This is a genomic window from Streptococcus sp. SG1 (genome assembly GCF_030439935.1).
Lineage (GTDB): Bacteria > Bacillota > Bacilli > Lactobacillales > Streptococcaceae > Streptococcus > Streptococcus gordonii.
This window is the reverse complement of sequence record NZ_JAQFJC010000002.1, coordinates 95,805-118,489: the sequence shown is the minus strand read 5'-3', so window position 1 is coordinate 118,489 and position 22,685 is coordinate 95,805. Positions and strand designations below refer to the sequence as shown.

21 protein-coding genes are annotated in these 22,685 nt (G+C 39.4%); 14 read left to right on the top strand and 7 right to left on the bottom strand.

What is annotated here, in order from left to right; all coding sequences use genetic code 11:
• The first annotated feature begins 3 nt into the window (after positions 1–3).
• Positions 4–3,348, top strand: coding sequence for a pneumococcal-type histidine triad protein (locus PCY06_RS02075; protein WP_045503378.1), 3,345 nt, complete (start codon positions 4–6; stop codon positions 3,346–3,348).
• 170 nt (positions 3,349–3,518) lie between these two features.
• On the opposite strand, the gene pepT is transcribed toward PCY06_RS02075, so the two are convergent.
• Positions 3,519–4,745, bottom strand: coding sequence for a peptidase T (gene pepT / locus PCY06_RS02070; protein WP_082307595.1), 1,227 nt, complete (start codon positions 4,743–4,745; stop codon positions 3,519–3,521).
• Between the two features lie 142 nt (positions 4,746–4,887).
• On the opposite strand from pepT, the gene hemH reads away from it, so the two are divergent.
• The gene (hemH, locus tag PCY06_RS02065; RefSeq protein WP_105165139.1) at positions 4,888–5,988 is read left to right on the top strand and encodes a ferrochelatase; all 1,101 of its coding nucleotides are present in this window, start codon (positions 4,888–4,890) and stop codon (positions 5,986–5,988) included.
• 79 nt (positions 5,989–6,067) lie between these two features.
• Complete coding sequence (locus tag PCY06_RS02060) at positions 6,068–6,277, top strand: hypothetical protein (RefSeq protein WP_061596898.1); 210 nt, start codon at positions 6,068–6,070, stop codon at positions 6,275–6,277.
• Between the two features lie 156 nt (positions 6,278–6,433).
• Here the strand turns inward: PCY06_RS02060 and PCY06_RS02055 are convergent, their stop codons facing one another.
• Positions 6,434–7,081 (bottom strand): hemolysin III family protein, encoded by a 648-nt coding sequence (locus PCY06_RS02055; RefSeq protein WP_012000697.1) that lies wholly within the window; start codon positions 7,079–7,081, stop codon positions 6,434–6,436.
• Positions 7,056–7,520 (bottom strand): DUF1836 domain-containing protein, encoded by a 465-nt coding sequence (locus tag PCY06_RS02050; RefSeq protein ID WP_045503364.1) that lies wholly within the window; start codon positions 7,518–7,520, stop codon positions 7,056–7,058. Before PCY06_RS02050 ends, PCY06_RS02055 begins: the two co-directional genes overlap by 26 nt.
• A 120-nt stretch (positions 7,521–7,640) precedes the next feature.
• Between PCY06_RS02050 and yaaA the strand changes: the two genes are divergently transcribed.
• Complete coding sequence (gene yaaA / locus PCY06_RS02045) at positions 7,641–8,369, top strand: peroxide stress protein YaaA (RefSeq protein WP_082307596.1); 729 nt, start codon at positions 7,641–7,643, stop codon at positions 8,367–8,369.
• A gap of 226 nt (positions 8,370–8,595) precedes the next feature.
• Here the strand turns inward: yaaA and PCY06_RS02040 are convergent, their stop codons facing one another.
• On the bottom strand, positions 8,596–9,144 hold the full coding sequence (locus tag PCY06_RS02040) for an NADPH-dependent FMN reductase (RefSeq protein ID WP_105165166.1): 549 nt from the start codon (positions 9,142–9,144) through the stop codon (positions 8,596–8,598).
• Between the two features lie 84 nt (positions 9,145–9,228).
• Positions 9,229–9,675 carry a MarR family winged helix-turn-helix transcriptional regulator gene (locus PCY06_RS02035; RefSeq protein ID WP_045635360.1) on the bottom strand — a complete coding sequence of 149 codons (447 nt, stop codon included), beginning with the start codon at positions 9,673–9,675 and terminating at the stop codon, positions 9,229–9,231.
• An 81-nt stretch (positions 9,676–9,756) separates the two neighbouring features.
• Between PCY06_RS02035 and PCY06_RS02030 the strand changes: the two genes are divergently transcribed.
• The 9 genes from PCY06_RS02030 to PCY06_RS01990 all read left to right on the top strand — a co-directional run bounded on the left by PCY06_RS02030 (position 9,757) and on the right by PCY06_RS01990 (position 19,446).
• Complete coding sequence (locus PCY06_RS02030) at positions 9,757–10,245, top strand: DUF5590 domain-containing protein (protein ID WP_061602111.1); 489 nt, start codon at positions 9,757–9,759, stop codon at positions 10,243–10,245.
• On the top strand, positions 10,242–11,420 hold the full coding sequence (locus PCY06_RS02025) for a pyridoxal phosphate-dependent aminotransferase (protein WP_082307597.1): 1,179 nt from the start codon (positions 10,242–10,244) through the stop codon (positions 11,418–11,420). The genes PCY06_RS02030 and PCY06_RS02025 overlap by 4 nt, the downstream gene beginning before the upstream one ends.
• Before the next feature lie 3 nt (positions 11,421–11,423).
• The gene (locus tag PCY06_RS02020) at positions 11,424–11,885 is read left to right on the top strand and encodes a hypothetical protein (RefSeq protein ID WP_082307598.1); all 462 of its coding nucleotides are present in this window, start codon (positions 11,424–11,426) and stop codon (positions 11,883–11,885) included.
• Positions 11,886–12,120: 235 nt separating this feature from the next.
• Positions 12,121–12,585 carry a hypothetical protein gene (locus tag PCY06_RS02015; RefSeq protein ID WP_048774647.1) on the top strand — a complete coding sequence of 155 codons (465 nt, stop codon included), beginning with the start codon at positions 12,121–12,123 and terminating at the stop codon, positions 12,583–12,585.
• Positions 12,586–12,801: 216 nt separating this feature from the next.
• Positions 12,802–13,167: a VOC family protein gene (locus PCY06_RS02010; protein ID WP_061595919.1), complete on the top strand. Its 366-nt coding sequence runs from the start codon at positions 12,802–12,804 to the stop codon at positions 13,165–13,167.
• A 21-nt stretch (positions 13,168–13,188) separates the two neighbouring features.
• A complete protein-coding gene (asnS, locus tag PCY06_RS02005; protein ID WP_061595918.1) occupies positions 13,189–14,535 on the top strand; it encodes an asparagine--tRNA ligase in 1,347 nt (448 codons plus the stop codon).
• A gap of 158 nt (positions 14,536–14,693) precedes the next feature.
• Positions 14,694–15,881: an MFS transporter gene (locus PCY06_RS02000; RefSeq protein WP_061595917.1), complete on the top strand. Its 1,188-nt coding sequence runs from the start codon at positions 14,694–14,696 to the stop codon at positions 15,879–15,881.
• A gap of 96 nt (positions 15,882–15,977) precedes the next feature.
• Positions 15,978–17,720, top strand: coding sequence for an ABC transporter ATP-binding protein (locus PCY06_RS01995; RefSeq protein ID WP_082307599.1), 1,743 nt, complete (start codon positions 15,978–15,980; stop codon positions 17,718–17,720).
• A complete protein-coding gene (locus PCY06_RS01990) occupies positions 17,710–19,446 on the top strand; it encodes an ABC transporter ATP-binding protein (protein WP_061595915.1) in 1,737 nt (578 codons plus the stop codon). The genes PCY06_RS01995 and PCY06_RS01990 overlap by 11 nt, the downstream gene beginning before the upstream one ends.
• 119 nt (positions 19,447–19,565) lie before the next feature.
• Here the strand turns inward: PCY06_RS01990 and PCY06_RS01985 are convergent, their stop codons facing one another.
• Entirely contained in the window at positions 19,566–20,153 is a 588-nt protein-coding gene (locus PCY06_RS01985; RefSeq protein ID WP_061595914.1) for a DUF4097 family beta strand repeat-containing protein, read from the bottom strand.
• On the bottom strand, positions 20,140–21,543 hold the full coding sequence (locus tag PCY06_RS01980) for an MFS transporter (RefSeq protein WP_061595913.1): 1,404 nt from the start codon (positions 21,541–21,543) through the stop codon (positions 20,140–20,142). Before PCY06_RS01980 ends, PCY06_RS01985 begins: the two co-directional genes overlap by 14 nt.
• A gap of 190 nt (positions 21,544–21,733) precedes the next feature.
• Between PCY06_RS01980 and PCY06_RS01975 the strand changes: the two genes are divergently transcribed.
• Positions 21,734–22,369, top strand: a complete 636-nt coding sequence (locus PCY06_RS01975; RefSeq protein ID WP_046165477.1) for a TetR/AcrR family transcriptional regulator — start codon at positions 21,734–21,736, stop codon at positions 22,367–22,369.
• Positions 22,370–22,685: the final 316 nt, after the last annotated feature.

Here is a 22,685-nt window from a genome sequence, read left to right as displayed (position 1 = left end):
AGAATGAAAAAGAAATATATCATTGGTTCAGTTGCGGCCTTAGCGACCCTAACAATATGTGGATATGCTATTATGCAACATCAATCAGAACAGACAGAATCAAAAAATAAGGTCGCTTATGTAGAGAAAAAAGCAAATAGTAAACAAAATAGCAAAGCTAGAAAGGCTGAAAACTTAAAACCTGACCAGGTTAGTGCCAAAGAAGGTATTGCAGCAGAGCAGATTGTCGTTAAAATCACAGCGGAGGGCTATGTTACTTCTCACGGTGATCACTATCATTACTATAACGGGAAAGTCCCATTTGATGCGATTCTTAGTGAAGAATTGATTATGCGTGATCCCAATTATCAGTTGCAAGAAGCTGATATTGTTAATCAGGTAAAAGACGGTTATATTATCAAAGTAGCTGGGAAGTATTATTTATACTTGACGAATGCTAAAGAAACAACTAATGTTCGGTCAGTCGATGAAATTGCTCGACAACGTCAGCTTCATCCTGGTAAGGAAGACGAAGCTGGAGTCGAAACGGATGGTAAATCAAGTCAAAATCAATCCAGAAAGACGCAGGACTTTAGTCGCCCAAGTGCTTCGTTTGCTGCTGGGAAAAGAAGTACTTCACCTGTGAATACTGCATCACAGAATAGGGGAGGAGCTTATACGACGGACGATGGTTATGTTTTTAGTCCTTCTGACATTATTTCGGACACGGGTGATGGCTATTTGGTTCCTCATGCTGGTCACATTCATTATATTCCAAAGGGAGACTTATCAGCTGGTGAATTAGCTGCTGCTCAAGCTTATTGGAACTATTTGCAAGGCAGAAATCAACAGGCTTCTTCGACTGATAAACCATCTGTAGAAGAAAATTCGAATCTTGCAAACAATCCTTCTCAAGACCAGAACACAGGCCATATAGCAAATTCCAATCATCAAGCAAATCATGATCCAGCTCCTGTTCCAAGTCAGCCTTCCAAGCCAAATCAAACTGGAGGAGTAGGATTAGTCACTAAACCGAGTGGTCAAGGAACTGAGGTTAGCAAAAACTATCAGGATGAATTGCAGAAGCTTTACGGCATGCCGAAAGAAAAACGTTATGCTGAAAAAGATGGCTTGATTTTTGATCCTGCAAAAATTGCCCACAGGACAGCTGAGGGAGTGGCTATTCCTCACGGGAACCATTATCACTTTATTCCTTACAGCAGCTTGTCAGCTCTAGAAGAAGAGATTGCAAGAAATATTCCAATAGCAGGTCAAAAGACGTATCCTAAGTCAGCTACAAGTACACCTACTCAGCCTTCTAAACCAAGTGAACCAACAAAACCAGTTGAAAAAGATGATCACGGTTTCCATGCTGAAAATGTCATCTCAAAAGATGAGGAAGGATACGTTGTTCAACATGGTGGTCATGCTCACTACTTCTTTAAAAAGGATTTGACAGCAGACCAAATTGCAGCGGCTGAAGCACAGTTGACAAAGCAACAACATTCAGCGCAAGCAAGTCAAGAGAACTCTGATTATGATCGTTTTTCTCGTGATGCGAGCGATGAAGAAAAGATGGCCTATATCTCTAAAACATATGGAGTTCCTCGTGAAGCCATTAAGATTTCTAAAGGTTTCTTCGTCTTTAATAATCCGGATCAAGCTTATGATCCAACCCATATCCATCCATATGCTGTTAGAAAAGAACATGTTCGTATTCCTTTAGAAACTGGAAATCCTGAGTTAGACTTCTTAAACGAACTCTACACAACGGCTCTTCGTTCAGGTTTGTCACCATACAGCATTCAAGTCGAAAACGGTCAGTTTGTCATTCCTCATGGAGATCACAATCATTACATCCGAGTTCAATCTAAAGGGGTTAACTTAGGCTTGAAGAATAAATTGCCTGCTTTACAATCAGCATATCAGGCCGGAGCTTATAGTGAAAAGGCAGTTTTAGAGAAAGTAGACTCACTGCTAGCTGCTAGTCGAACAATCTACGAAAATGATCTCTTGATGCAACGTCGAATTGAGCTTGCTTTAGGGAATTTTGTAGAAACCATGAAGCAGTTACCGAGCAACTCAACGGCTGGTTATTTAGCAAGTTTAGAGCAGTTTGATAAGCATTATATCCATGTGGATAAAAACGCCCAGACTGAGCAACTGACAGAAGTAGATAAGAAGTATCAGGAATTAGTTGATAAGATCAAACGCTTGGAAACAGATAGCTACAATGTTAATAAAGCTTCCTTACTAAGCGACTTGCAAATGGCAAAGGTTGAAAAAAATGAAGATAAGATGAAAGAAATTGATCAGCTTCTGACCAGTCTTCAAGATTATCAAGACCGGACAGGTATGACCTCTGTCGAATATCTTAAGACCTTCTACCTTGCTGTAGATGATGCTCGCCTGCAACCGGAACTACGTAAAAAAGTTGCCGATTTAGCTATGAAACTTTACAAGTCGCAAGCCTTTATCGAGGCTGTGGATCTGAAAGCTTTATTCTTGGATCTCTATCAAACCAAACTAGAAGTTGATAAGGCTCTTGCGAGTGGAGAGGCAAGTCAAGCTAAAGATAAAACTATTCTAGATACTGAAAAAACGGATGATCAGAACTACAAAACAGCCATTTACGGTTTCTTAAAAGAACTTTATGGTGAATTTGCGCCACAGCCAAAAGTAGAAATTCCTGATGCAACCTTCCAAGCACTCTTCCTGCAAGGACAAGCACTTTTAGATAAGGTTAAAGATTCTACTAGTCAAGAAAACTACAAGAATCAATTATTGGCTCTTCAAGCTGATCTTAAAGAAGGACGTAAAGATCGGGAGACCATCTTGGAAGAGCTTAAGTTACTCTTGTCTCAAATGGTTGATACTATTAAAAATCAGCAAGAAGAAACGAATCCAAAAGATCAAGAACTGTATAAGAAAATTTATGCTTTACTGATGGCAGCCCATAAGCTACTTGAAGAGCAAAATGCGTCAGATGAATTATTTACTAAAGTAGATACTTTATTTGATAAGCTTGCAGATAGCAAAGTCAATAAAGAAGAATTGCTTGCTGAAGTTCAATCGTTTGTTGAAGGGCTTCAAAATCAAGGGAAGGTAGAAAAACCAGTTTCTGATACAGCTAAATCAGAAGAAAAAGAATCTGAAACTGTAAAACCTAAGGAAACTCCAACTGATAGTTCATCCAATCAGACATCTAGTGAGCCTAACGAGTCTACTAGTTCATCAAGTGAAAGTTCCACAACAACAGAAGCAGCTAGTCCTGCTTCAGAGCCAAAGGAACAAGGAAGCGAGGCTACTCAAGAAGAGCCAGCTCAGTCTTCTGAACAGGCATCTACGACAAATGAAGTAAGCAACTAATAAATAAAAGATTTATTCTGAGAAGATTCTATAAGATGTTAATAAGATTACCTAGGATTTGTCAGCCGAAATTTTATTCATAGAAGCTTAATCAAATTAGAAGAATAAAAAAACGAACAAGCTAATTTCGAAAAGAATTAGCTTGTTCGTTTTTTATGTTCAAGAGAGGTTTATTTTTCTTGATAAGAGACGATACCGATAATGGTATCGACAGCATGTTCCATGGTTTCTAGGCTGACATACTCAAAGCGGCCATGCATGTTTTCGCCGCCAGCAAAGAGGTTAGGTGTCGGAATACCCATAAAGGAAATTTTTGAGCCGTCAGTTCCGCCACGGATAGGCTCGATAATAGGCTGGATGTCAAGACTTTCCATAACCGCCTTAGCGATATTGATAGGGGTCATGTCCTTTTCAATGACCTGCTTCATGTTGTAATATTGGTCTTTGAGGGTTAAGTTGATACGCTCGCTGCCCAGCTCTAGGTTCATCTTATCAGCAATGGTCCGCATAGTAGCTTTGCGATTTTCAAACGCATTTGTCTCAAAGTCACGAATAATGTAGCTAGCTTGAGCTTCTTCGACAGTACCAGCCAGATTCATCAGGTGGTAGAAGCCTTGGTAGCCCTCGGTCTTCTCTGGTCGGTCGGCTTCTGGTAGCTGGTTGTGGAAGTCAATAGCCAGCTGGAGAGCATTGACCATCTGGTCTTTAGCAGTTCCTGGATGGACATTGCGGCCTTGGAAGGTCAGCTCTGCTCCAGCAGCGCTAAAGGTTTCGTACTGGAGCTCTCCTAGTGGTCCGCCGTCCACGGTGTAGGCAAAGTCCACATCAAAGTCTTCAGCGTCAAACTTATCAGCTCCGATACCGATTTCCTCATCTGGTCCAAAGCCAACTCGGATTTCTCCATGTTTGATTTCTGGATGGGCAGATAGGTATTCGATAGCAGTCATGATTTCAGCAATACCAGACTTATCATCTGCTCCCAAAAGGGTGGTTCCGTCAGTCGTAATCAGGGTTTGCCCCTTGTATTTATGGAGACTGGAAAAGTCCGCAGGATCTAAGCTAAAGCCGGATTGCCCAAGAGGAATCACTCCACCGTCATAATTCTCAATGACCTGTGGCTGGATGTTTTCTGCATTGAAATCCGCTGTATCCATGTGGGAAATAAAGCCAATCTTGCGGGTAAAGCTAGGGTCGTTGGCAGGCAGAGTTCCAATCGCAAAGCCGTTGGGCAGGTAGTAGACATTTTCCAAGCCAACTCGCTTCATTTCAGGGATAAGGACATTGTTAGCAAAGTCCACCTGACTCTGGGTGCTGGGTGTAGTAGTAGATGTCTCGTCTGAGCGCGTGTTGACTTTGACATATGTCAGGAAACGCTCTAAAAGATTAAGATATTTCATAAAATCTCTTCTTTCATTTTGATTTAAATCTATTTTAGCATATTGATATGTTTCTGACAAAGTAGAAAAGAATAGAAAAGTCATACTTATTTTGACTAATATCATGTTATAATAGCAGAGAGCTTTAGAAAAAGAGGGAAATATGACTAAAAAAGCTATTTTGATGATGACCTTTGGTTCGCCAGAAGGTTATACTTTTGAAGACGTTGCTGCATTTTTTACTAATATCCGTCGAGGTGTTCGTCCAAAAGACCAAGAAATTCAACATCTTTACGATAACTATCAGTTAATTGGTGGCAGTCCTTTACAAGAAATTACAAGAGAAGAAGTTGAGCTGGTCAGACAAGCTTTAGCAGGCGAATATGCAGTTTATTTTGCGAATAAATTCTCATCCCCCTTCATCCCAGACCTTATTCGTCAAATGGAGTTAGATGGTATTGAAGAATGTATCTGTCTGATTTTGGAACCACATTATTCTTTTTACTCGGTTATGGGATATGAAAAGTTCATCCACAGTGAGAAAATTCGTTTTAATATTATCAAGGACTGGTACCGTTCAGAAGATTTGTTAAACTTTTGGGTAGATGAAATTAGGAAGATTATCGATAAACAAGTCAAGGGTGAAAGCTTTAAAGTTGTTTTCTCAGCACATAGTGTACCACTATTAGCTCTAGATTTTGAAGATCCTTATATTGATCAAATTGTTGACAATGCACAGATAATTGCAGAACGCTTGGGACTATCTTCTTTTGAATATACTAATACTTGGCAAAGTGAAAGTGATATCGGCCTTCCTTGGATCAAACCAGATGTCTTAGAGTATCTTCGTGATCAGACTGTCCATCCTAAACACTATATTTTTGTTCCGATTAGTTTTATCAGTGAGCATATAGAAGTTCTTTTTGATAATGATGTGGAATGTCAAGAACTGTGTCAAGAGCTTGGTGTAGCTTATCATCGTCCACCAATGCCCAATGCAGATCCCCGTTTGATTGCTGCAATCGTGACGACCATTCGTAAGCATGAAGGAGATGAATTTCAGTATCTTTATCCAGAAGAAACGACCTTTGATGAATTGGCTCCTTCTGAGACAAGTTCTAAGATATTAAAAGAAATAGATGAGCCTCAAATGCCTGAATTTGTAAAAAAACTAATTGAAAAAAAGGGAATTGAAAACGTAAAAATGCCCTATTTTGTTAAGAAAATGCTAGAAAAAAAGGGAAGAATCAAGCATAAAAAATGAATGTATGTTATTCTATTTATTGTTAATAATGAATTTTAGCCTTTTAAAGAGGTAAAATACAAATTTTGAAGGAGTCGATATGTCTTTTAAAAGAGTTATATTTTTAATTTTAGCAGTTTTTGCTGTTTATCATGGTTTTGTAACTCCATTACCTGCTGATTCAGATGTTTCTTATAGGATGGGGGCTCTCACAGCTAATGTGTTACTTCCGGTCTTATTATTGTATTTTGCTTTTAAAAAAGAAAAGCCTAAAAATGAAAAGCTTAAAAAAGAAAAAAATAGAGAATAATTCAACCGAAGTGATATATAAATAGTCAAGAAGTTTGGAACTTATTCTATTTTTAACTATATTTGACTGAAAAGCTCTCTGAGAAAAATTCTCAGAGAGCTTTTACTATGATTATTAGTATATAAGTTTAAAGTAATAATTTAAGACGAGAAATGGTTACATGGTAAAGACAATAGCGATGTATTGAAAAGCAGAGGCGGCAAGAATAAAGAGATGCCAAATCATATGAAAATAGGGTTTTTTCTTGGCATAAAATCCTGCTCCAATGGTATAGCAAAGGCCTCCAGCCAGCATCAATCCCCAGAAAAGCGGGCTCGTTTGGCTAATAATTGGTGGGATAATAAAGACAACCAGCCAGCCCATCATAAGATAAAGAGCAAGACTAAACTTCTCATTGACCTTTTTGGCAAAAATTTTGTAGAGAATACCAAAAATTGTTGTTCCCCACTGGATTAGAATAATCAAATAACCCAACCAGTTATTCATTAAAGCCAAGACAACTGGAGTGTAGCTGCCCGCAATGGCAATATAAATCATACTATGATCTATGATACGTAGGATATATTTATGAGTTGAGCCATAAGACATGGAGTGGTAGATTGTTGATGAAAGAAACATGAGAAAGAGACTGATGACAAAAATGGAGACGCCAATAGCTGATAGTAAGCCATGGACTTCATAGCTATAAATAGCTGATAAGGGGAGTAGGATAAGAGTAAGGACAGAACCTACTGCATGGGTAACAGCATTTGCCACTTCCTCGCCAAAACTCAAACGTTTACTTAATTTCATGGTTAGATTCATTTGGATATGCTCCTTTCAATTCTAGAGATAATTGTCGGGTCTGATGGTAGAGCTTGACTGTTTGACAAGCAGATGAAACAAGGGGATGAATTTCCATATCCGTCTCTTCTTTCATATAGCTAACAAATTGATTGTAAAAGAGTTCGGAACTTTCTTGGTTTTTCACTAGATACTCCACTGTCTCAATAATATCCTGAATAGGAAATACTGGTTTTAGCGTTGTGAGAATAATTAGCCGAGCAATTTGTGTGCGATTGTATTTCTTCTTGATTGGTTTTTGAATGTGTGCATGCTTGACATAATTATTAATCATCGCTGCTGTTAAGACTTTTTCCTGTCCTGGAAAAGCCTTTTGATTGACAGAGTTAACGTATAATAGGACCTGGTCTAAATATAAATCAAGATCAGGTAATTCTTGCCAGAGGGGAAAGGATATCATAAAATATCAACCTTTCTATAATCTAGTATCGATAACTAGATTATATGATATAAAATATAATTAGTCAAGAATAAATCGTAAGGATAGTCAGGAAAATACAAGTTTTGTTATAATGAATCTATGAAAATTTTAATCCCAACAGCAAAAGAACTAAATACTCAAGTCGCTCAGATTGAGCCAGAAAGTTTGTCAGAAAAGACGAAATTAATTATTCGGGCTTTGAGTCAATATTCAGTAGCTGACTTAGCCCAGCTATATCAGATTCGACCAGAAAAAGCAAAAGAGGAATACCAACGTATTCAGAAACTTCAAAATGAAACAGCACTAACCTATCCTGCTCTCTATCTTTTTGACGGTCTTATGTACCGAAACATTAAGCGTAAAAATCTGACCAAGGAAGAAGAGCAGTATGTCCAAAATCATCTCTTGATTACCTCTAGCTTGTATGGAGTGATTCCAGCCTTGGCACCAATTGCTCCGCATCGTTTGGACTTCATGACAAAGCTCAAGGTCGAAAAGCAATCATTGAAAAAGCTGTGGACAGAGACCTATGGCCAAGCTGTTGCAGATCAGGAAATTCTGCTTTCGCTCTTGTCTAGTGAATTTGAGGAAGTCTTTCCTAAAGAGGTAAGAGACAAGATGATCCGCTTCAAATTCATGGAAGAAAAAGATGGAAAACGGAAAATTCATTCGACTATCTCCAAAAAAGCGCGTGGCCAATTTTTAACTGCCTTAATAGAAGAACAAATTCAGAACATAGAAGACATCAAGAAATTAAGCTTTGCTGGCTTTGTATTCCAAGAAAATCTATCGACTGACCAAGAACTCGTTTTTATTAAGCAGGTTTGAAAAAGTGAGGCTTTATTATCAATGAGCTAATGAAGATCTGAAGTACGTTTTTAGAACTAGTCAATCACTTATTGAAAGTTCTTTAACAAGCCCTGAACATCTAATTTAACAAGACGTATCGGACCTTGTATGATGAATACGGTCGATATGTCTGTGTCAGAAGTGCATTCTAAAACCCCTCGCAATATTTTGCGAGGGGTTAGTGTCTTATTGGTTGTTTTTGGATTTAATTGATAGCTGCAAGAAGAGCGTCCGCTTGAGCTTTTAGGCCAGAAAGAGTTTCTGAGCTAGCAACAAATTTACCATCTACCCAAGCAGAATCATTGACTTGAGCTGAGGTGAATTCGCCCACAGCAGTTGTGCGAATAAATGGCAGTAAGTCTTTATAAATAGCAAACATTGGTTCTTGTCCTGCATTCGCAACTGAAGAGACCGTCACAATCTTCTCGTTAATAGCAGAAGCGCCACGAGGATCAGAAAGATCAAGTGAACGAGAGAGCCAGTCTAACAGGTTTTTCACTGAACCAGGAATAGAGAAGTTGTAAACTGGTGAGAAAATCCAGATAGCATCTGCAGCTTGGACCTCTTCACGGACCTTAGCAACAGCTGAAGGCGTTGATTGTTCCAAATCTTGGCTAAAGATTGGAACTTGAGACCAATCAAGATAGGACACGTCAGCTTTACCAGCCAAAGCTTTTTCAGCTTCTTGTGCCAGTTGGTGGTTAAAAGAACCTTGACGAAGGGATCCAACGATAAATAGTACTTTAGACATTATGAGTCCTCCATATTTTTTAATCAAAGAGGGTTAGACCTCTTGTTACCGATTATGTTACAACAAATATTACTAATTAGCAATTATTTAGCTCAGATTTTTATATTTTTTTAAAATTGAAATGAGAGTCTCCTTGTCTTCGTCTGATAAAATAGCCAGGGCATCCTTTACACACAGGATATGCTGAGGAAAGATTTCTTCGATTAATTCCTGACCTTTCTGGCTTAATTCAATCAGATAAGAACGGCGATCATTTGGATCGCTAGTCCGGGAAATCAAACCGTCACGAACCATATTTTTGATGACGACAGTCATATTTCCAGAGGTCGCAAGCATATGGTCTATCAAATCTTGGATTCGCATTTTTCCCTTACTGTAGAGAGTTTCCAGAACAGAAAACTGAGTAGGGGTTAGTTTGTTTTCTTTGATGACTCTTTGTTCAATGGAGCGTATGGTCCGCTCAGCCTTCCTAAAAACAATCATGGTTTTAAGGTCTAGTTTATTTTCTTCTAATAATTCTTCTAGTGTTCTCATAGCCATATTTTATCAATAAATAGTATTAAAATCAATGTGAAAAAGATAGAAATATAGATAGAATTATAGTATAATGGACGAGTGAAAAATAGAAGAAAAAGAAATAAAAAAATCCTTATATGGCAGTACGTCATTGGAATAGGTATTCTTTTAACGGTACTTGCCTTTTCTCTGCTAAATCTATTTAATTTATCAATGGAGCCTTATCGGGCTGCTCGTTCTAATTCCATTGAGTTGGCTCGCAAGTATGCAGGAGTCAGTAAGGTTGATAGCTTTGGTATTTATAATGGGGACAAGACCTATTACAGCTTGCTAGGCGAAACGGATCAAGAAAAGAAAAAAGCCGTCCTGATTGAGAAGGGTTCTGACAAGATTTTCGTTTATGAGCTCAGTGATGGAGCTAGCAAAAAGGAGGCTGAAAGGATAGCAAGGAAAAATGGAGCTGATGCGATTGACAAAGTGACTTTTGGTTATTTGAATGGCCGGCCAATTTGGGAAGTCAAATCTGGAAAGAGTTACTATATTGTCGATTTTGAAAAAAGGAAATTGCTGAGCAAGGAGGGGCTATGAAATTATCTAATCGAGTTTTAAAAATGGAAGAAAGTGTGACCTTGGCTGCAGCGGCCAGAGCCAAAGCTTTAAAGGCTGAAGGCAGAGATATTCTGTCGCTAACTCTTGGAGAGCCGGATTTTCCGACTCCTAAAAATATTCAGCAAGCAGCAGTGGCAGCTATTGAAGATGGAAAAGCTAGTTTCTATACAGTGGCTAGTGGTCTTCCTGAGTTAAAAGAAGCTATTGTTCAATACTTTGCAAACTACTACGGTTATGAAATCAAACCGAATCAAGTGACTGTGGCAACAGGAGCTAAGTTCTCCCTCTACACCTTCTTTATGAGTGTTCTTGATCCAGGTGATGAAGCAATTATTCCTACGCCTTATTGGGTCAGTTACGGCGATCAGATTCAGATGGCTGAAGGAATCCCTGTCTTTGTTCAAGCTACTGAAGAGAACGACTTTAAGATAACTGTAGAACAATTGGAAGCTGTTCGAACTGACAAGACCAAGGTCTTGGTTCTGAATTCACCATCCAATCCGACGGGTATGATTTATACAGCTGAGGAACTTTTGGCTATTGGAAACTGGGCTGTGGAGCATGACGTTCTGATTTTGGCAGATGACATCTATGGGCGTCTAGTTTATAACGGCAATGAATTTACGCCAATTTCTAGTCTATCAGAAGCTATCCGCAAGCAAACAGTGGTTATCAATGGTGTTTCTAAGAGTTATTCCATGACCGGCTGGCGGATTGGCTATGCTGTTGGTGAACCAGAGATCATAGCTGCTATGAGCAAGGTTGCAGGCCAAACCACTTCCAATCCAACGACAGTTGCCCAGTATGCAGCTATTGAAGCTTTGACAGGTAGTCAAGAGACTGTTGAAATTATGCGTCAGGCCTTTGAAGAGCGTCTCAATACGATCTACCCACTTCTAGCTCAAGTACCAGGTTTTGAGGTCATTAAGCCTCAAGGAGCCTTCTATCTCTTCCCTAATGTCAAAAAAGCTATGGAGATGAAAGGTTTTACAGATGTGACAGCCTTTACCACAGCTATTTTGGAAGAAGTTGGGGTGGCTTTGGTGACCGGCGCAGGATTTGGTGCTCCAGAAAATGTCCGTTTCAGCTATGCGACTGATCTGGAAACACTGAAGGAAGCGGTTCAACGCCTGCAGCAATTTATGGAGCGCTAATGCATGAAGAGAATCTCCTGTTTTGCAATGTTGGCAATTAGCCTGTTTTGCTTGACCGCTTGCTCTTTTGTTCATCCAGAGCAGAGGTGGACCACTGTTTCCCAGTCTAAGGAGGGAGAACCCTTTTATAAGTTACAAGTGTCTGGAAAAATGTACCAGATTCTATACAATGACAATGGTTCAGCTAGAAAAACCTGGCATCTAGATAATTATAATCCGATTGAAAATCTTGAGTGTCATACTCTTAATGAAGAAGAGATAAAAGAGTTAGATGGAGCGACAGCCAAGAGAAAACTGTCTGGTCAAGGTTCTGCTAACTTTACTATGGTTTATGAACATTATTCAGGTAGTCAAAAAGAAGTAAGTTATTATCAAGTTGGAATAACTGCCGACAAGAATGGACAAATCAAGCCTTCAGAAAGCAGTATGGCCTTAGTTAAGACTGAAAAAGTTGATTCTAAGTAAACATATAAATGAAAAGCAATTATATTTTAAAAATAGAGGATGGGCTTACAGTCTGTCCTTTTTTGCTTTTCTTCGACTCTAGCTGGTAAGAGGTTGTTTAAAGTGATAGAATAATTCTGAAAGCGTTTGTTCTAGGGCTTCCTTATGTAGAAGTTTAGAATGATGAAATATAACCTTAATATCAGTAAAAGCGTATCTAATATATGTTTTGATTTCTATTAGAAAGGAATGTGGCATGAAACGTAGTTTGATATTTTTAAACCTAATAATATGTTTGCTCCTATTGACGGCTTGTTCTTTCCTTAATGCTGAGCAAGGGTGGACAACTATTTCTGAATCAAAGCCTGGCGAACCTACTTATAGCTTACAAGCCAAGGGTAGACAGTACCGAATCCTTTTTGAAGAAAATGCATCAACCCGAATGGATTGGTACTTGAACGATTATCAACCAGGGTTAGAGTTAAAGTTACGAACTTTAAATAGCGAGCATTTGAAAAATTCTGTCGGTGGACCTTCAGAGCAGGAACTTTCTGGAAAGGGATATGCAGACTTCACTATGGTTTATGAGACTCGTTATAACCCTCAGATTGAGCGGACTTATTTTAAGGTACATATTGAAGTTAATGATAAGGGAAAGGTAAATGCTAAGAAAAGTAGCATGGTTTATGAAAAGTCTGAGAAGGTTGAATTAAAAAAGTAGACTAATTTTACAAACAGCTGTTTTCTTTTTCTGATTTCTTATAGAATAGTATTTTTGGAAAAAGATAGCTTTTAAAGATAGCTTTTTAAAGAATTTTAAATTTTCGTCTCTTCAAGGATGGCTATTGCAATCGCTTTATGGTAAAATATAGAACAGATGTCCAAAAGATTTGTCTTGAAATAAAGTGACATTTAGCAACCAATCTAGGAGGCAGATATGATTGATCATTTTGGCATTACAGTCAAGGATTTGGAAGCCTGCAAGCTCTTTTATCAGCAAGCTTTAGAGCCATTGGGCTACAAGATTGCCTTTGAAATTCCTCAGGCGGTAAGTTTTGCAGAGCCACGAACAGCTCCAGCTGGAGATTTTTGGTTAAGTCAGGGACAATCAGATGCTTCTCATTTTGCCTTTCGTGCTGAGACTAGAGAGCAAGTGGATGCTTTTTATCAAGCTGGTCTAGTAGCGGGAGGTCAAGATAATGGCGCTCCGGGTATTCGTCACCAATATCACCAACCTTATTATGCAGCCTTTGTCTTGGATCCAGATGGTAATAATGTCGAGGCAGTCTGTCACAAAGAATAAAAAATAGAAAAGAGAAAAAAAGTGTCAAAGAAAATCGTAACAATTATTGATGTGAAAAATTATGTTGGTAAAGAAGTGACCATCGGTGCTTGGGTTGCCAATAAGTCAGGTAAGGGTAAGATTGCTTTCTTGCAGCTTCGTGATGGTTCTGCCTTTTTCCAAGGTGTCGCCTTCAAACCTAACTTCATTGAGAAATTTGGTGAAGAAGTAGGACTTGAGAAATTTGATACTATCAAACGACTTAGTCAGGAAACATCTGTTTTTGTGACAGGGATCGTTAAGGAAGACGAACGCTCAAAATTTGGTTATGAGCTGGATATCACAGATATCGAAGTAATCGGAGAGTCAAATGACTATCCAATCACACCAAAAGAACATGGAACGGACTTCCTCATGGACAACCGTCACTTGTGGCTGCGTTCTCGTAAGCAAGTTGCCATGATGCAGATCCGCAATGCCATCATCTACGCTACCTATGAATTCTTTGACAAGAATGGCTTTATGAAGTTTGACAGCCCAATCTTGTCAGGAAATGCTGCAGAAGACTCAACTGAGCTCTTTGAAACAGACTATTTCGGAACTCCAGCATACTTAAGTCAGTCAGGTCAGCTTTATCTGGAAGCAGGTGCTATGGCTCTTGGTCGCGTTTTTGACTTTGGTCCTGTATTCCGTGCTGAAAAATCAAAAACCCGTCGTCATTTGACTGAGTTTTGGATGATGGATGCAGAGTATTCATACTTGACCCATGATGAGTCACTTGACTTGCAAGAAGCTTATGTTAAAGCCTTGATCCAAGGTGTTCTTGACCGTGCTCCTCAGGCTTTGGAAACGCTGGAACGTGATGTAGAACTCTTGAAACGCTATATTGCAGAGCCTTTCAAGCGTGTTAGCTATGATGAAGCGATTGACCTCTTGCAAGCTCATGAGAATGATGAAGATGCAGACTACGAACATCTGGAACATGGAGATGACTTTGGTTCACCGCATGAAACATGGATTTCAAACCACTTTGGTGTACCAACCTTTGTCGTGAACTACCCAGCAGCTATCAAGGCTTTCTACATGAAGCCAGTTCCTGGAAATCCTGACCGTGTCCTCTGTGCAGACTTGCTTGCTCCAGAAGGCTACGGTGAAATCATCGGAGGCTCTATGCGTGAGGAAGACTACGATGCCCTTGTTGCTAAGATGAATGACCTTGGTATGGATACGACAGAATATGAATTTTACTTGGATCTTCGTAAGTATGGAACAGTTCCACATGGTGGCTTCGGTATCGGTATCGAGCGTATGGTAACCTTTGTAGCAGGAACCAAACATATCCGTGAAGCCATTCCATTCCCACGTATGTTGCACCGTATTAAACCGTAAATTAATGAAAACGCCCATGTGGCGTTTTTTCAAGATTGAACAATGAAATAATCCAAAATATAGAATTTTAGAGAAAGAAGAGGTAGGAGTCATGTAAACAGCAGATTAACAAGTGATAAAGGATAGAAATTAAAAAAACACTTGTTAAAGGAGAAAATATGTTTAAAAGAAGTTATCGGAAAAATATCGGTCTTATGGCCGGAGTAGAATTTTTTGCCTTTCTAGGCATTACTAGTTTTTGGATTTTATTTCTAAGTCAAAATGGCATGTCCCTTTGGCAGATTGGGCTTTTGGAGAGTATTTTTCATGCGACTAGCGTTATTTGTGAAATTCCTTCTGGGATGTTGGCGGATCGCTTTTCCTACAAGACCAATCTGTATCTGAGCCGGATAGCCGGGATTGTGTCTTCTGTTCTCATGTTAGTTGGGCAGGGGAACTTCTGGGTTTATGCGTTGGCTATGGTGATTAGTGCTTGGTCCTATAATTTTGATTCGGGGACAAGCGCAGCCATGGTTTATGATTCATCTGTGGAGGCTGGACTCAAGGAACGTTACTTATCCATCTCCAGCTTTATGTCTGGGGTGGCTGAAGCGACCCGGTCTTTGGGAACGGTCTGGGCTGGATTTTTTGTCCATGGACAATTGCATCTGACCTACTATATCATGATTGGCACCTCTATCATCGTTCTTTTCTTGACCTGGATGCTGAAAGAGCCAAGTGTCAAAGCAGAGAAAGCAGAACGCCTGACTATGAAAAAGATTATCTGGGCAGTCAAAGAGGAGTTGCAGAGAAATCCTAGCCTTTTTATCTGGATGATTCTTTCTCAAATCATCGGAACACTGATGTGTATGTTTTATTTTTATTATCAAAATCAATTGCCCGACTTAAAAGATTGGCAGATTTCGGTAGTCATGCTGATTGGCAGTGCTTTGAATATCTTAGCGGTCTATCTGGCGAGTATGATTGGAAAGAAGTATTCTGCCTTGGAACTCTTTCCTACAGTAGTTCTTCTAACTGGAGCAAGCTACCTGCTGTCCTATTTTGGTACACCAATCATCTATATTTTGATTTATCTAATCAGCAACGCCTTGTATGCTCTTTTCCAGCCGATTTTTGACAACGATTTACAAAAACAGCTGCCAAGTGAAGTACGGGCGACCATGCTCAGTGTCTATTCTATGATGTTCAGCCTAAGTATGATTGTCATTTTCCCTGTGACGGGCTGGTTGATCGATCACTTTGGTTTTGACTGGACGTTTATAGTTTTAGGCGGCTTCTTATTTGCTGTAACTCCATTTTTGCATATGGGGCTAAAGAAAATAAGCCAGAGCTTACAAGGAGTCTAATATCAATGTTCTCTTTCTGCTTGTCAGAAGGAGAATATTTTTTAGCCTTTGAAAATTATGGTAAAATAAATACAGTTTAATGGAGAAGTAGGCGGTATGAAAGATTTATTGAAATATTTCAAGGGCTATATCAGGGAGTCTTTGTTAGGGCCCTTGTTCAAGCTCTTGGAAGCCAGTTTTGAACTGCTGGTTCCGATTTTGATTGCGGGGATTGTGGATGAGACCATTCCTAGACACGACAGCTCCCATCTCTACTGGATGGTTTTTCTTTTGATGGGCTTGGCTGCGCTAGGCGTGGTGGTAGCAGTGGTGGCCCAGTATTATTCGTCAAAGGCAGCAGTGGGCTTTACTCGTCAGATGACAGGTGACCTATATCAAAAGATTCTGCGCTTGCCCAAGGCTAGTCGGGATGAGCTGACGACTTCTAGCTTGGTGACTCGATTGACGAGTGACACCTATCAGATCCAGACGGGCATCAATCAATTTCTTCGTCTCTTCCTGCGGGCGCCTATCATTGTTTTTGGCTCCATCATCATGGCCTTTACTATCAGTCCGGTCATTACCTTGTGGTTCTTGCTCATGGTGGCAATTTTAACGGCTACTATCGTCTTCATGTCTCGTCTGATGAATCCTCTATATGCTAAGATTCGTCAACTGACAGACCAGCTGGTCAATCTGACTCGCGAGCAACTGCAGGGCATGCGGGTCATACGAGCTTTCGGTCAGACCCAGTGTGAGATTCAGAGTTTTCGCAATCGCAACGAGCTCTATAAAACCTGGCAAATAAGGACGGGAGCTCTGGCTAGTCTGATTAGTCCTCTGACTTTTCTTACGGTCAATGGTACTCTAATTGCTGTGATTTGGCAGGGGAATACCTTTATCGGCAAGGGCTTGCTGACTCAGGGGATGCTAGTGGCCTTGGTTAATTATTTATTGCAAATTTTGGTGGAATTGCTTAAGCTGGCTATGCTGGTCAATTCACTCAATCAAAGCTACATCAGTGCAGGCCGCATTAGTCAGGTCTTCGAGCAAGCAGAAGAAGATGTCCTGCAGGAATTAGTGCAGGAAACAGCTCTGCCAAATCAAGCCATTAAAGTCCAGCAGGTCAGCTTTTCCTATCCCAATGCGGCTAGTCCAGCCTTGACTGGTCTGACTTTTGATTTGAAAAGAGGTCAGACTTTAGGTGTTATTGGCGGGACAGGTTCAGGGAAGTCTACTCTAGTCCAGCTGCTGGCTCATCTTTATCCTGTGGCTGCTGGTCAGTTGACCATCTTTTCCCAAGGACGCAGTCCTAAAAATCTCAGCGAATGGCGGTCTTGGATCAGTCTGGTGCCTCAGAAGGCGGAGCTTTTCCAAGGAACTGTTCGCTCCAATCTGACTTTAGGTATGTCAAGCAAGCCAACAGACGAAGATTTGTGGCAGGCTTTAGAGATTGCTCAGGCAGCGGACTTTGTCTCTCAGAAGGAAGGTGGCTTGGATGCGACTGTAGAGGCCTTTGGTCGGAATTTTTCTGGCGGTCAGCGTCAGCGTTTAACCATTGCCAGAGCTGTCTTGCAGAGGGCGCCTTTCTTGATTTTAGATGATGCGACCTCAGCTCTGGACTATTTGACAGAGGCTAGACTCTTGCAGGCTATTAAGAATGAATTGACTGAGACCAGTCTGGTCTTGATCTCTCAGCGGACCAATAGCTTGCGCTCAGCGGATCAAATTTTAGTCCTAGATAAGGGAGAACAGGTGGCTCTTGGTCGCCATGAGGAACTCTTAGTCAGCTCGGCCATTTACCGAGAAATTCATCACTCACAGCATAGTCAAGGAGAGGAGGACAAGCATGAAGCATAAGACATCACCTAGCAGCTTGAGGCGTTTGACTCGAGACTTGCTGCAGGCGCGCTGGCTCTTTCTCCTAGCTAGTCTGGGAACGGTGGCTCAAGTGGCTCTGACTGTTCTTCTTCCAGTTTTAATCGGAAATGCGGTTGATAGTGTTCTTCTTCCTCAAGCGGACCAGCATTTGGTGCCGATTTTGGGCCAGATGTTGTTAGTCATCTTAGCCAATACGCTGATTCAGTGGCTCAATCCCTTGCTCTATAATCAGCTGGTCTATCGCTATAGCCAGCAACTCCGGCAAGGTGTTATCAAGAAAGTTCATTATCTGCCTTTGGCTTATCTGGACCGGCAGGGAACAGGTGATTTGGTTAGTCGGGTGACGACTGATTTGGAGCAGCTCAGCAATGGTTTGCTTATGGTTTTTAATCAGTTTTTTGTGGGTTTGCTAACAATTTTAGTGACCATAATTAGTATGGCTCAGTTGGACTTTTTCCTCTTGCTTTTGGTTCTGCTTTTGACGCCCCTTTCTCTCTTCTTAGCTCGCTTTATTGCCAGAAAGAGTTTTAGCTTTTTCCAACGACAGACACAGGCGAGGGGAGCACAGACCCAGCTGATTGAGGAAAGTTTGACTCAAGAAAGTCTGATCCAGGCCTTTAATGCTCAGGAGCAGTTTGATACAGCTTTTACCCGCAGTAATCAAATCTATGCAGACTATTCGCAGGCGGCTATTTTCTATTCATCAACAGTCAATCCTTCGACTCGTTTTATCAATGCCCTGATCTATGCTTTGATTGTAGGCTTTGGGGCTGTCCGAATCATTCAGGGAACAGGTTTTACGGTTGGGCAGCTGGTAACTTTTCTCAACTATGTCAACCAGTACACCAAGCCTTTCAATGATATTTCGTCTGTCATGTCAGAATTGCAGAGCGCTTTAGCTTGTGCAGAGCGAATTTACAGCGTTTTGGACCAAGAAGAAATAGCAGAGTCTGGTCAGGAAATCCTCCAGTCTGAAGATGTCAAAGGACAGATTAGCTTTGAGCATGTGGCTTTTGGCTATGACCCTGGCAAAGAGCTGATTCAGGATTTGAATATAAGGATTCCAGCAGCTAGCAAGGTCGCAATTGTCGGGCCAACTGGTGCTGGTAAGTCAACCCTGATCAATCTCCTCATGCGCTTTTACAATGTAGACAGTGGTCTTATTTCGCTAGACGATGTTCCCATTAGTCATTACACCAGAGCTTCTTATCGTCAGCAGTTCGGTATGGTACTGCAAGAGACTTGGCTCAAGACGGCGACCATTCACAACAACATAGCTTTTGGCCGGCCAGACGCAAGCCGAGAAGAGGTCATTGCAGCTGCCAAGGCGGCAAATGCGCATTTCTTTATCCAGCAGCTGCCTCAGGGCTATGACACCTATCTGGCGGATGCTGGGGACTCACTTTCTCAAGGTCAGCGGCAGCTCTTGACCATTGCGCGTGTCTTCCTTTCCGTTCCTAAAATCCTAATCTTGGATGAGGCGACTTCCTCCATTGATACTCGGACAGAAGTCTTGATTCAGGAGGCTTTCAGCAAGCTCATGGTGGGACGGACTAGCTTTATCATCGCCCATCGTCTGTCCACTATTCAAAATGCGGACATCATCCTCGTCATGGTAGACGGCAATATCGTCGAACATGGTAATCATCAGGAGCTCATGGCAGCCAGAGGCGTTTATTACCAAATGCAGACGGCGCAGGAGTAGAAGGGAAGCTTTATTAAAGTTCACAGATTGATGCTAAACAAGACTTAAAGAGTTGGAATTTCCAACTCTTTTTGCTTATAGACCAAGTTTGCCTAACTTGTTTTCTGCTAAAAATCAGTCTATGAAATAGTTATATTTCCCATATTGCAGTTTAGATCAAAGATAGGAGACTCACAATTAGTATTTTTTTGCTTAAGAGAGGTATTCGTATAGCTAAGACCATTTATAGTGATAAGGCCACTATTGACTTTCAATTTGTAAGAGGAGGATATCTGATATCCCGGAAAAATTATATTTCCCATATCACATGTGAAATTAGCGTTCTGTTGAATAGTACCTTGAAGCGATGTATTCCCCATGCCACAAGCTAAATTACAAGTATTACATTCTAGATTGTTAATAAAAACACTCCCTCTAGCTGTATATAGATTAATATCATCAGCTTTGAGCCATTGAAATGTTGCTGTGCTATCTTCAACTTTAACGTTGTAAGTCTCAACCTTGTTGAAAGGAATCGAAATAGTGATTTTGGGAATCATCCAGAAACAGATTGTTTTAAATACATTCATTTCTTTCAGGATAAATTCGGAATCATTGATTATATTTTTATAATCCTCTCGGGAGCAATTTTTAAAGGATAATTTGAATTCTTTTCCTTTTTTTACTTCAAAGTCAGTTCGGCTTACATCAATTTCAATTCTTTTCATGTTTTATATCCTTTGTTTGTAAATAAATATCCCGTTTTGCAAATAATAAGGAAAGGAGAAGTAGGGCGAATAGATAAGGAATCCATACTTTATAGATAGATAGGTAAGCTTCGGATATTTTCTGAGGAGTATGGACCGTTAGAATTTTGATATTATTTGTAAGTATAGAGATAAATACGGAAACTCCTATAACTGATCCAATTTGCCTTACAACACTAATGACGCTTTGAGAAGCCGTTAACAATTCTCCATCTAATGTAGAAGCTGCTAAAACATTAATAGGCCCTGCAATAATACCAAAGCCAATCCCCAAAACTAATGTTGAAAAACTCATGGTTAGTGTATTGTTAGGATCTAATGTTATCAATAATATGTAAGAAATAAGAATTGCTAGCAGACCAATAAATACCAATAAGCGAGGACCAAGTTTATTAATTGCTAGGCTTCCCAAGCCTCCAAAAATGAAAACAGTTAATGACATCGGGAGTAGTATTAGAGCAGCATCTAATTCGCTCTTCCCTTGAACAGTAGTAAAGAAGGTTGGTAGAATAACAATAACTCCAATGTAGAAAAATTGAGCAATAAATGCGACTAATGAGGCAGATGAAAATTCTTTGATCCTGAATAAATTCAGATTAATCATTGGAGAGGAATTTTGTTTTTCTATAATAATAAATAGAAAACCTGTGATGATAGAAATACTAAAGCAGGTGATGGTCTTCCAGTCATTGAAACCCCAATCTCTTACTTTAATTAACCCGAGAGTCAATAAGCAAAGCGATATCATAGAAATCAAACTACCATACCAATCAATTCTGGTTGAAACTGTAGTATCTTTTTTAAAGTCAAAAGATTTTATCAATAATAGAAGAGCAATTATAACAATGGGAATATTTATAAAGAATATCCAATGCCAAGATAAGCTATCGGTAATAATACCTCCAAGTGTAGGACCAATTGCAGCTGCTCCTCCTTGAGTGAGTCCTAAAGCGGCAACGATTTTAAATCTATCTTCAACTTTCCAAGAAGAAATTCCTAGTATATTTCCTACTGGTAATAAGATTGATGCTCCTAGACTAGCAATAACTCTACCTAAAATAAGCTGATAAAATTCCATTGCCAATCCAGAAATTAAACTTCCGATACCAAAGAGTACTAATCCAATAATAAGAATTTTTCCTTTCCCGTAAATATCTGCTAATTTACTCAATGGGATAGTACATGTAGCAAAAATAATGGTATAAATGTTTAAAGCCCAAGATAAACTGTCAAGCCCAATATTTAGTCCTTTCTGTATAGCAGGCAACGTAATGTTCATGATAGTTGTGTCAAGCATGACTAAGAAAATAGCTAAACACATTGCAATAGTTATTATAGTTTTTTTATTCATTGCAATTCTCCTTTCTTAAACATGAGTTTTAACTCATGTTTAATTGTACTCCTTTTTATTTTTCTGTCAAGAAAAAATGAGCATTTACTCATTTTTTAAAAAATAAAATAGCATATTATTGCTATTCATGGCATTTAAAAGAATTTTTACTGGAAGTGTGATATCATAAGAGAAAGATTGCTTAGAAGGGATGAAAGTATTGTCGAAGAAACTAGTTCGAAAACCTGTTCAAAAAAGAAGTTTAGATAAATTAAACACGATTTTAGCTGTTTCGAAAGAATTATTTGCAAAAAAGAATTATTTTAATGTTACCACAAATGAAATTGCAAAAGAAGCGGGGATTTCAATAGGGACACTATATTCTTATTTTTCAAATAAAGAAGAGATTTTATCTTTAATATTAAAAGACTACAATGAATCGTTTATTGTAATCTTTAACCAACTGAATACTAGTGAAAATTTGGAGCTATTCAGTAGTGATTACAAAGGCTGGATTGAAGAATTAATTGATAATTTAATTAGTTTAGAAGATAAAGAGTTTCACGCGCAAATTGAGATGCTTTCTTATTCCATTCCTGAGGTTAAGGAAATACAGGATCAGCACAATGATAAAATGAAAGAACTCACTTATCAATGTTTGAAACATTATGTAGGTAATAAAGAAATAACAAATCTAAAATCTATTTCTAATATCCTATTTAATTTTATCACCTCTATTGTAGATGAAATTTTGTATTCCTCGCATTCAGACGAAGAGATAACTGTTTTAAGGAAGACCTCGTTAGATTGCATAGCTCTAATCTTAGAAAACTTACTTTATAGTTAAAACGATAAAAGAGGCTGGGACAAAAGTCTAACCTTAAATATAAAAAGCGAACAAAACGGAGTTATCTGACACTCAGAAGTCTGTCTTGTTCACTTTTTTGTCTAATCTATCGATTTTAAAAATTTATAATAAAGAATTCCTAAAATCAAAATCTTTTTGTCCCAGCCTCGTTCAGTCTTATTTGTCAAGAAAAATCAGAAGTATTCATCGATGAGGTAAAAAGGTGAAATTCCAACTTACAAAATTGTAAGAAAAATGAGAGAAATGTAAGCTAAAGAAATGGAAAAAAGAACCTCTTTCTTGTATCATAGGAAAG

Coding starts and splice junctions, on each gene's coding strand:
- PCY06_RS02075 (WP_045503378.1), top strand. CDS start 4: ATGAAAAAGAAATATATCATTGGTTCAGTTGCGGCCTTAGCGACCCTA.
- pepT (WP_082307595.1), bottom strand. CDS start 4,745: ATGAAATATCTTAATCTTTTAGAGCGTTTCCTGACATATGTCAAAGTC.
- hemH (WP_105165139.1), top strand. CDS start 4,888: ATGACTAAAAAAGCTATTTTGATGATGACCTTTGGTTCGCCAGAAGGT.
- PCY06_RS02060 (WP_061596898.1), top strand. CDS start 6,068: ATGTCTTTTAAAAGAGTTATATTTTTAATTTTAGCAGTTTTTGCTGTT.
- PCY06_RS02055 (WP_012000697.1), bottom strand. CDS start 7,081: ATGAATCTAACCATGAAATTAAGTAAACGTTTGAGTTTTGGCGAGGAA.
- PCY06_RS02050 (WP_045503364.1), bottom strand. CDS start 7,520: ATGATATCCTTTCCCCTCTGGCAAGAATTACCTGATCTTGATTTATAT.
- yaaA (WP_082307596.1), top strand. CDS start 7,641: ATGAAAATTTTAATCCCAACAGCAAAAGAACTAAATACTCAAGTCGCT.
- PCY06_RS02035 (WP_045635360.1), bottom strand. CDS start 9,675: ATGAGAACACTAGAAGAATTATTAGAAGAAAATAAACTAGACCTTAAA.
- PCY06_RS02025 (WP_082307597.1), top strand. CDS start 10,242: ATGAAATTATCTAATCGAGTTTTAAAAATGGAAGAAAGTGTGACCTTG.
- PCY06_RS02020 (WP_082307598.1), top strand. CDS start 11,424: ATGAAGAGAATCTCCTGTTTTGCAATGTTGGCAATTAGCCTGTTTTGC.
- PCY06_RS02015 (WP_048774647.1), top strand. CDS start 12,121: ATGAAACGTAGTTTGATATTTTTAAACCTAATAATATGTTTGCTCCTA.
- PCY06_RS02010 (WP_061595919.1), top strand. CDS start 12,802: ATGATTGATCATTTTGGCATTACAGTCAAGGATTTGGAAGCCTGCAAG.
- PCY06_RS02000 (WP_061595917.1), top strand. CDS start 14,694: ATGTTTAAAAGAAGTTATCGGAAAAATATCGGTCTTATGGCCGGAGTA.
- PCY06_RS01995 (WP_082307599.1), top strand. CDS start 15,978: ATGAAAGATTTATTGAAATATTTCAAGGGCTATATCAGGGAGTCTTTG.
- PCY06_RS01990 (WP_061595915.1), top strand. CDS start 17,710: ATGAAGCATAAGACATCACCTAGCAGCTTGAGGCGTTTGACTCGAGAC.
- PCY06_RS01985 (WP_061595914.1), bottom strand. CDS start 20,153: ATGAAAAGAATTGAAATTGATGTAAGCCGAACTGACTTTGAAGTAAAA.
- PCY06_RS01980 (WP_061595913.1), bottom strand. CDS start 21,543: ATGAATAAAAAAACTATAATAACTATTGCAATGTGTTTAGCTATTTTC.
- PCY06_RS01975 (WP_046165477.1), top strand. CDS start 21,734: ATGAAAGTATTGTCGAAGAAACTAGTTCGAAAACCTGTTCAAAAAAGA.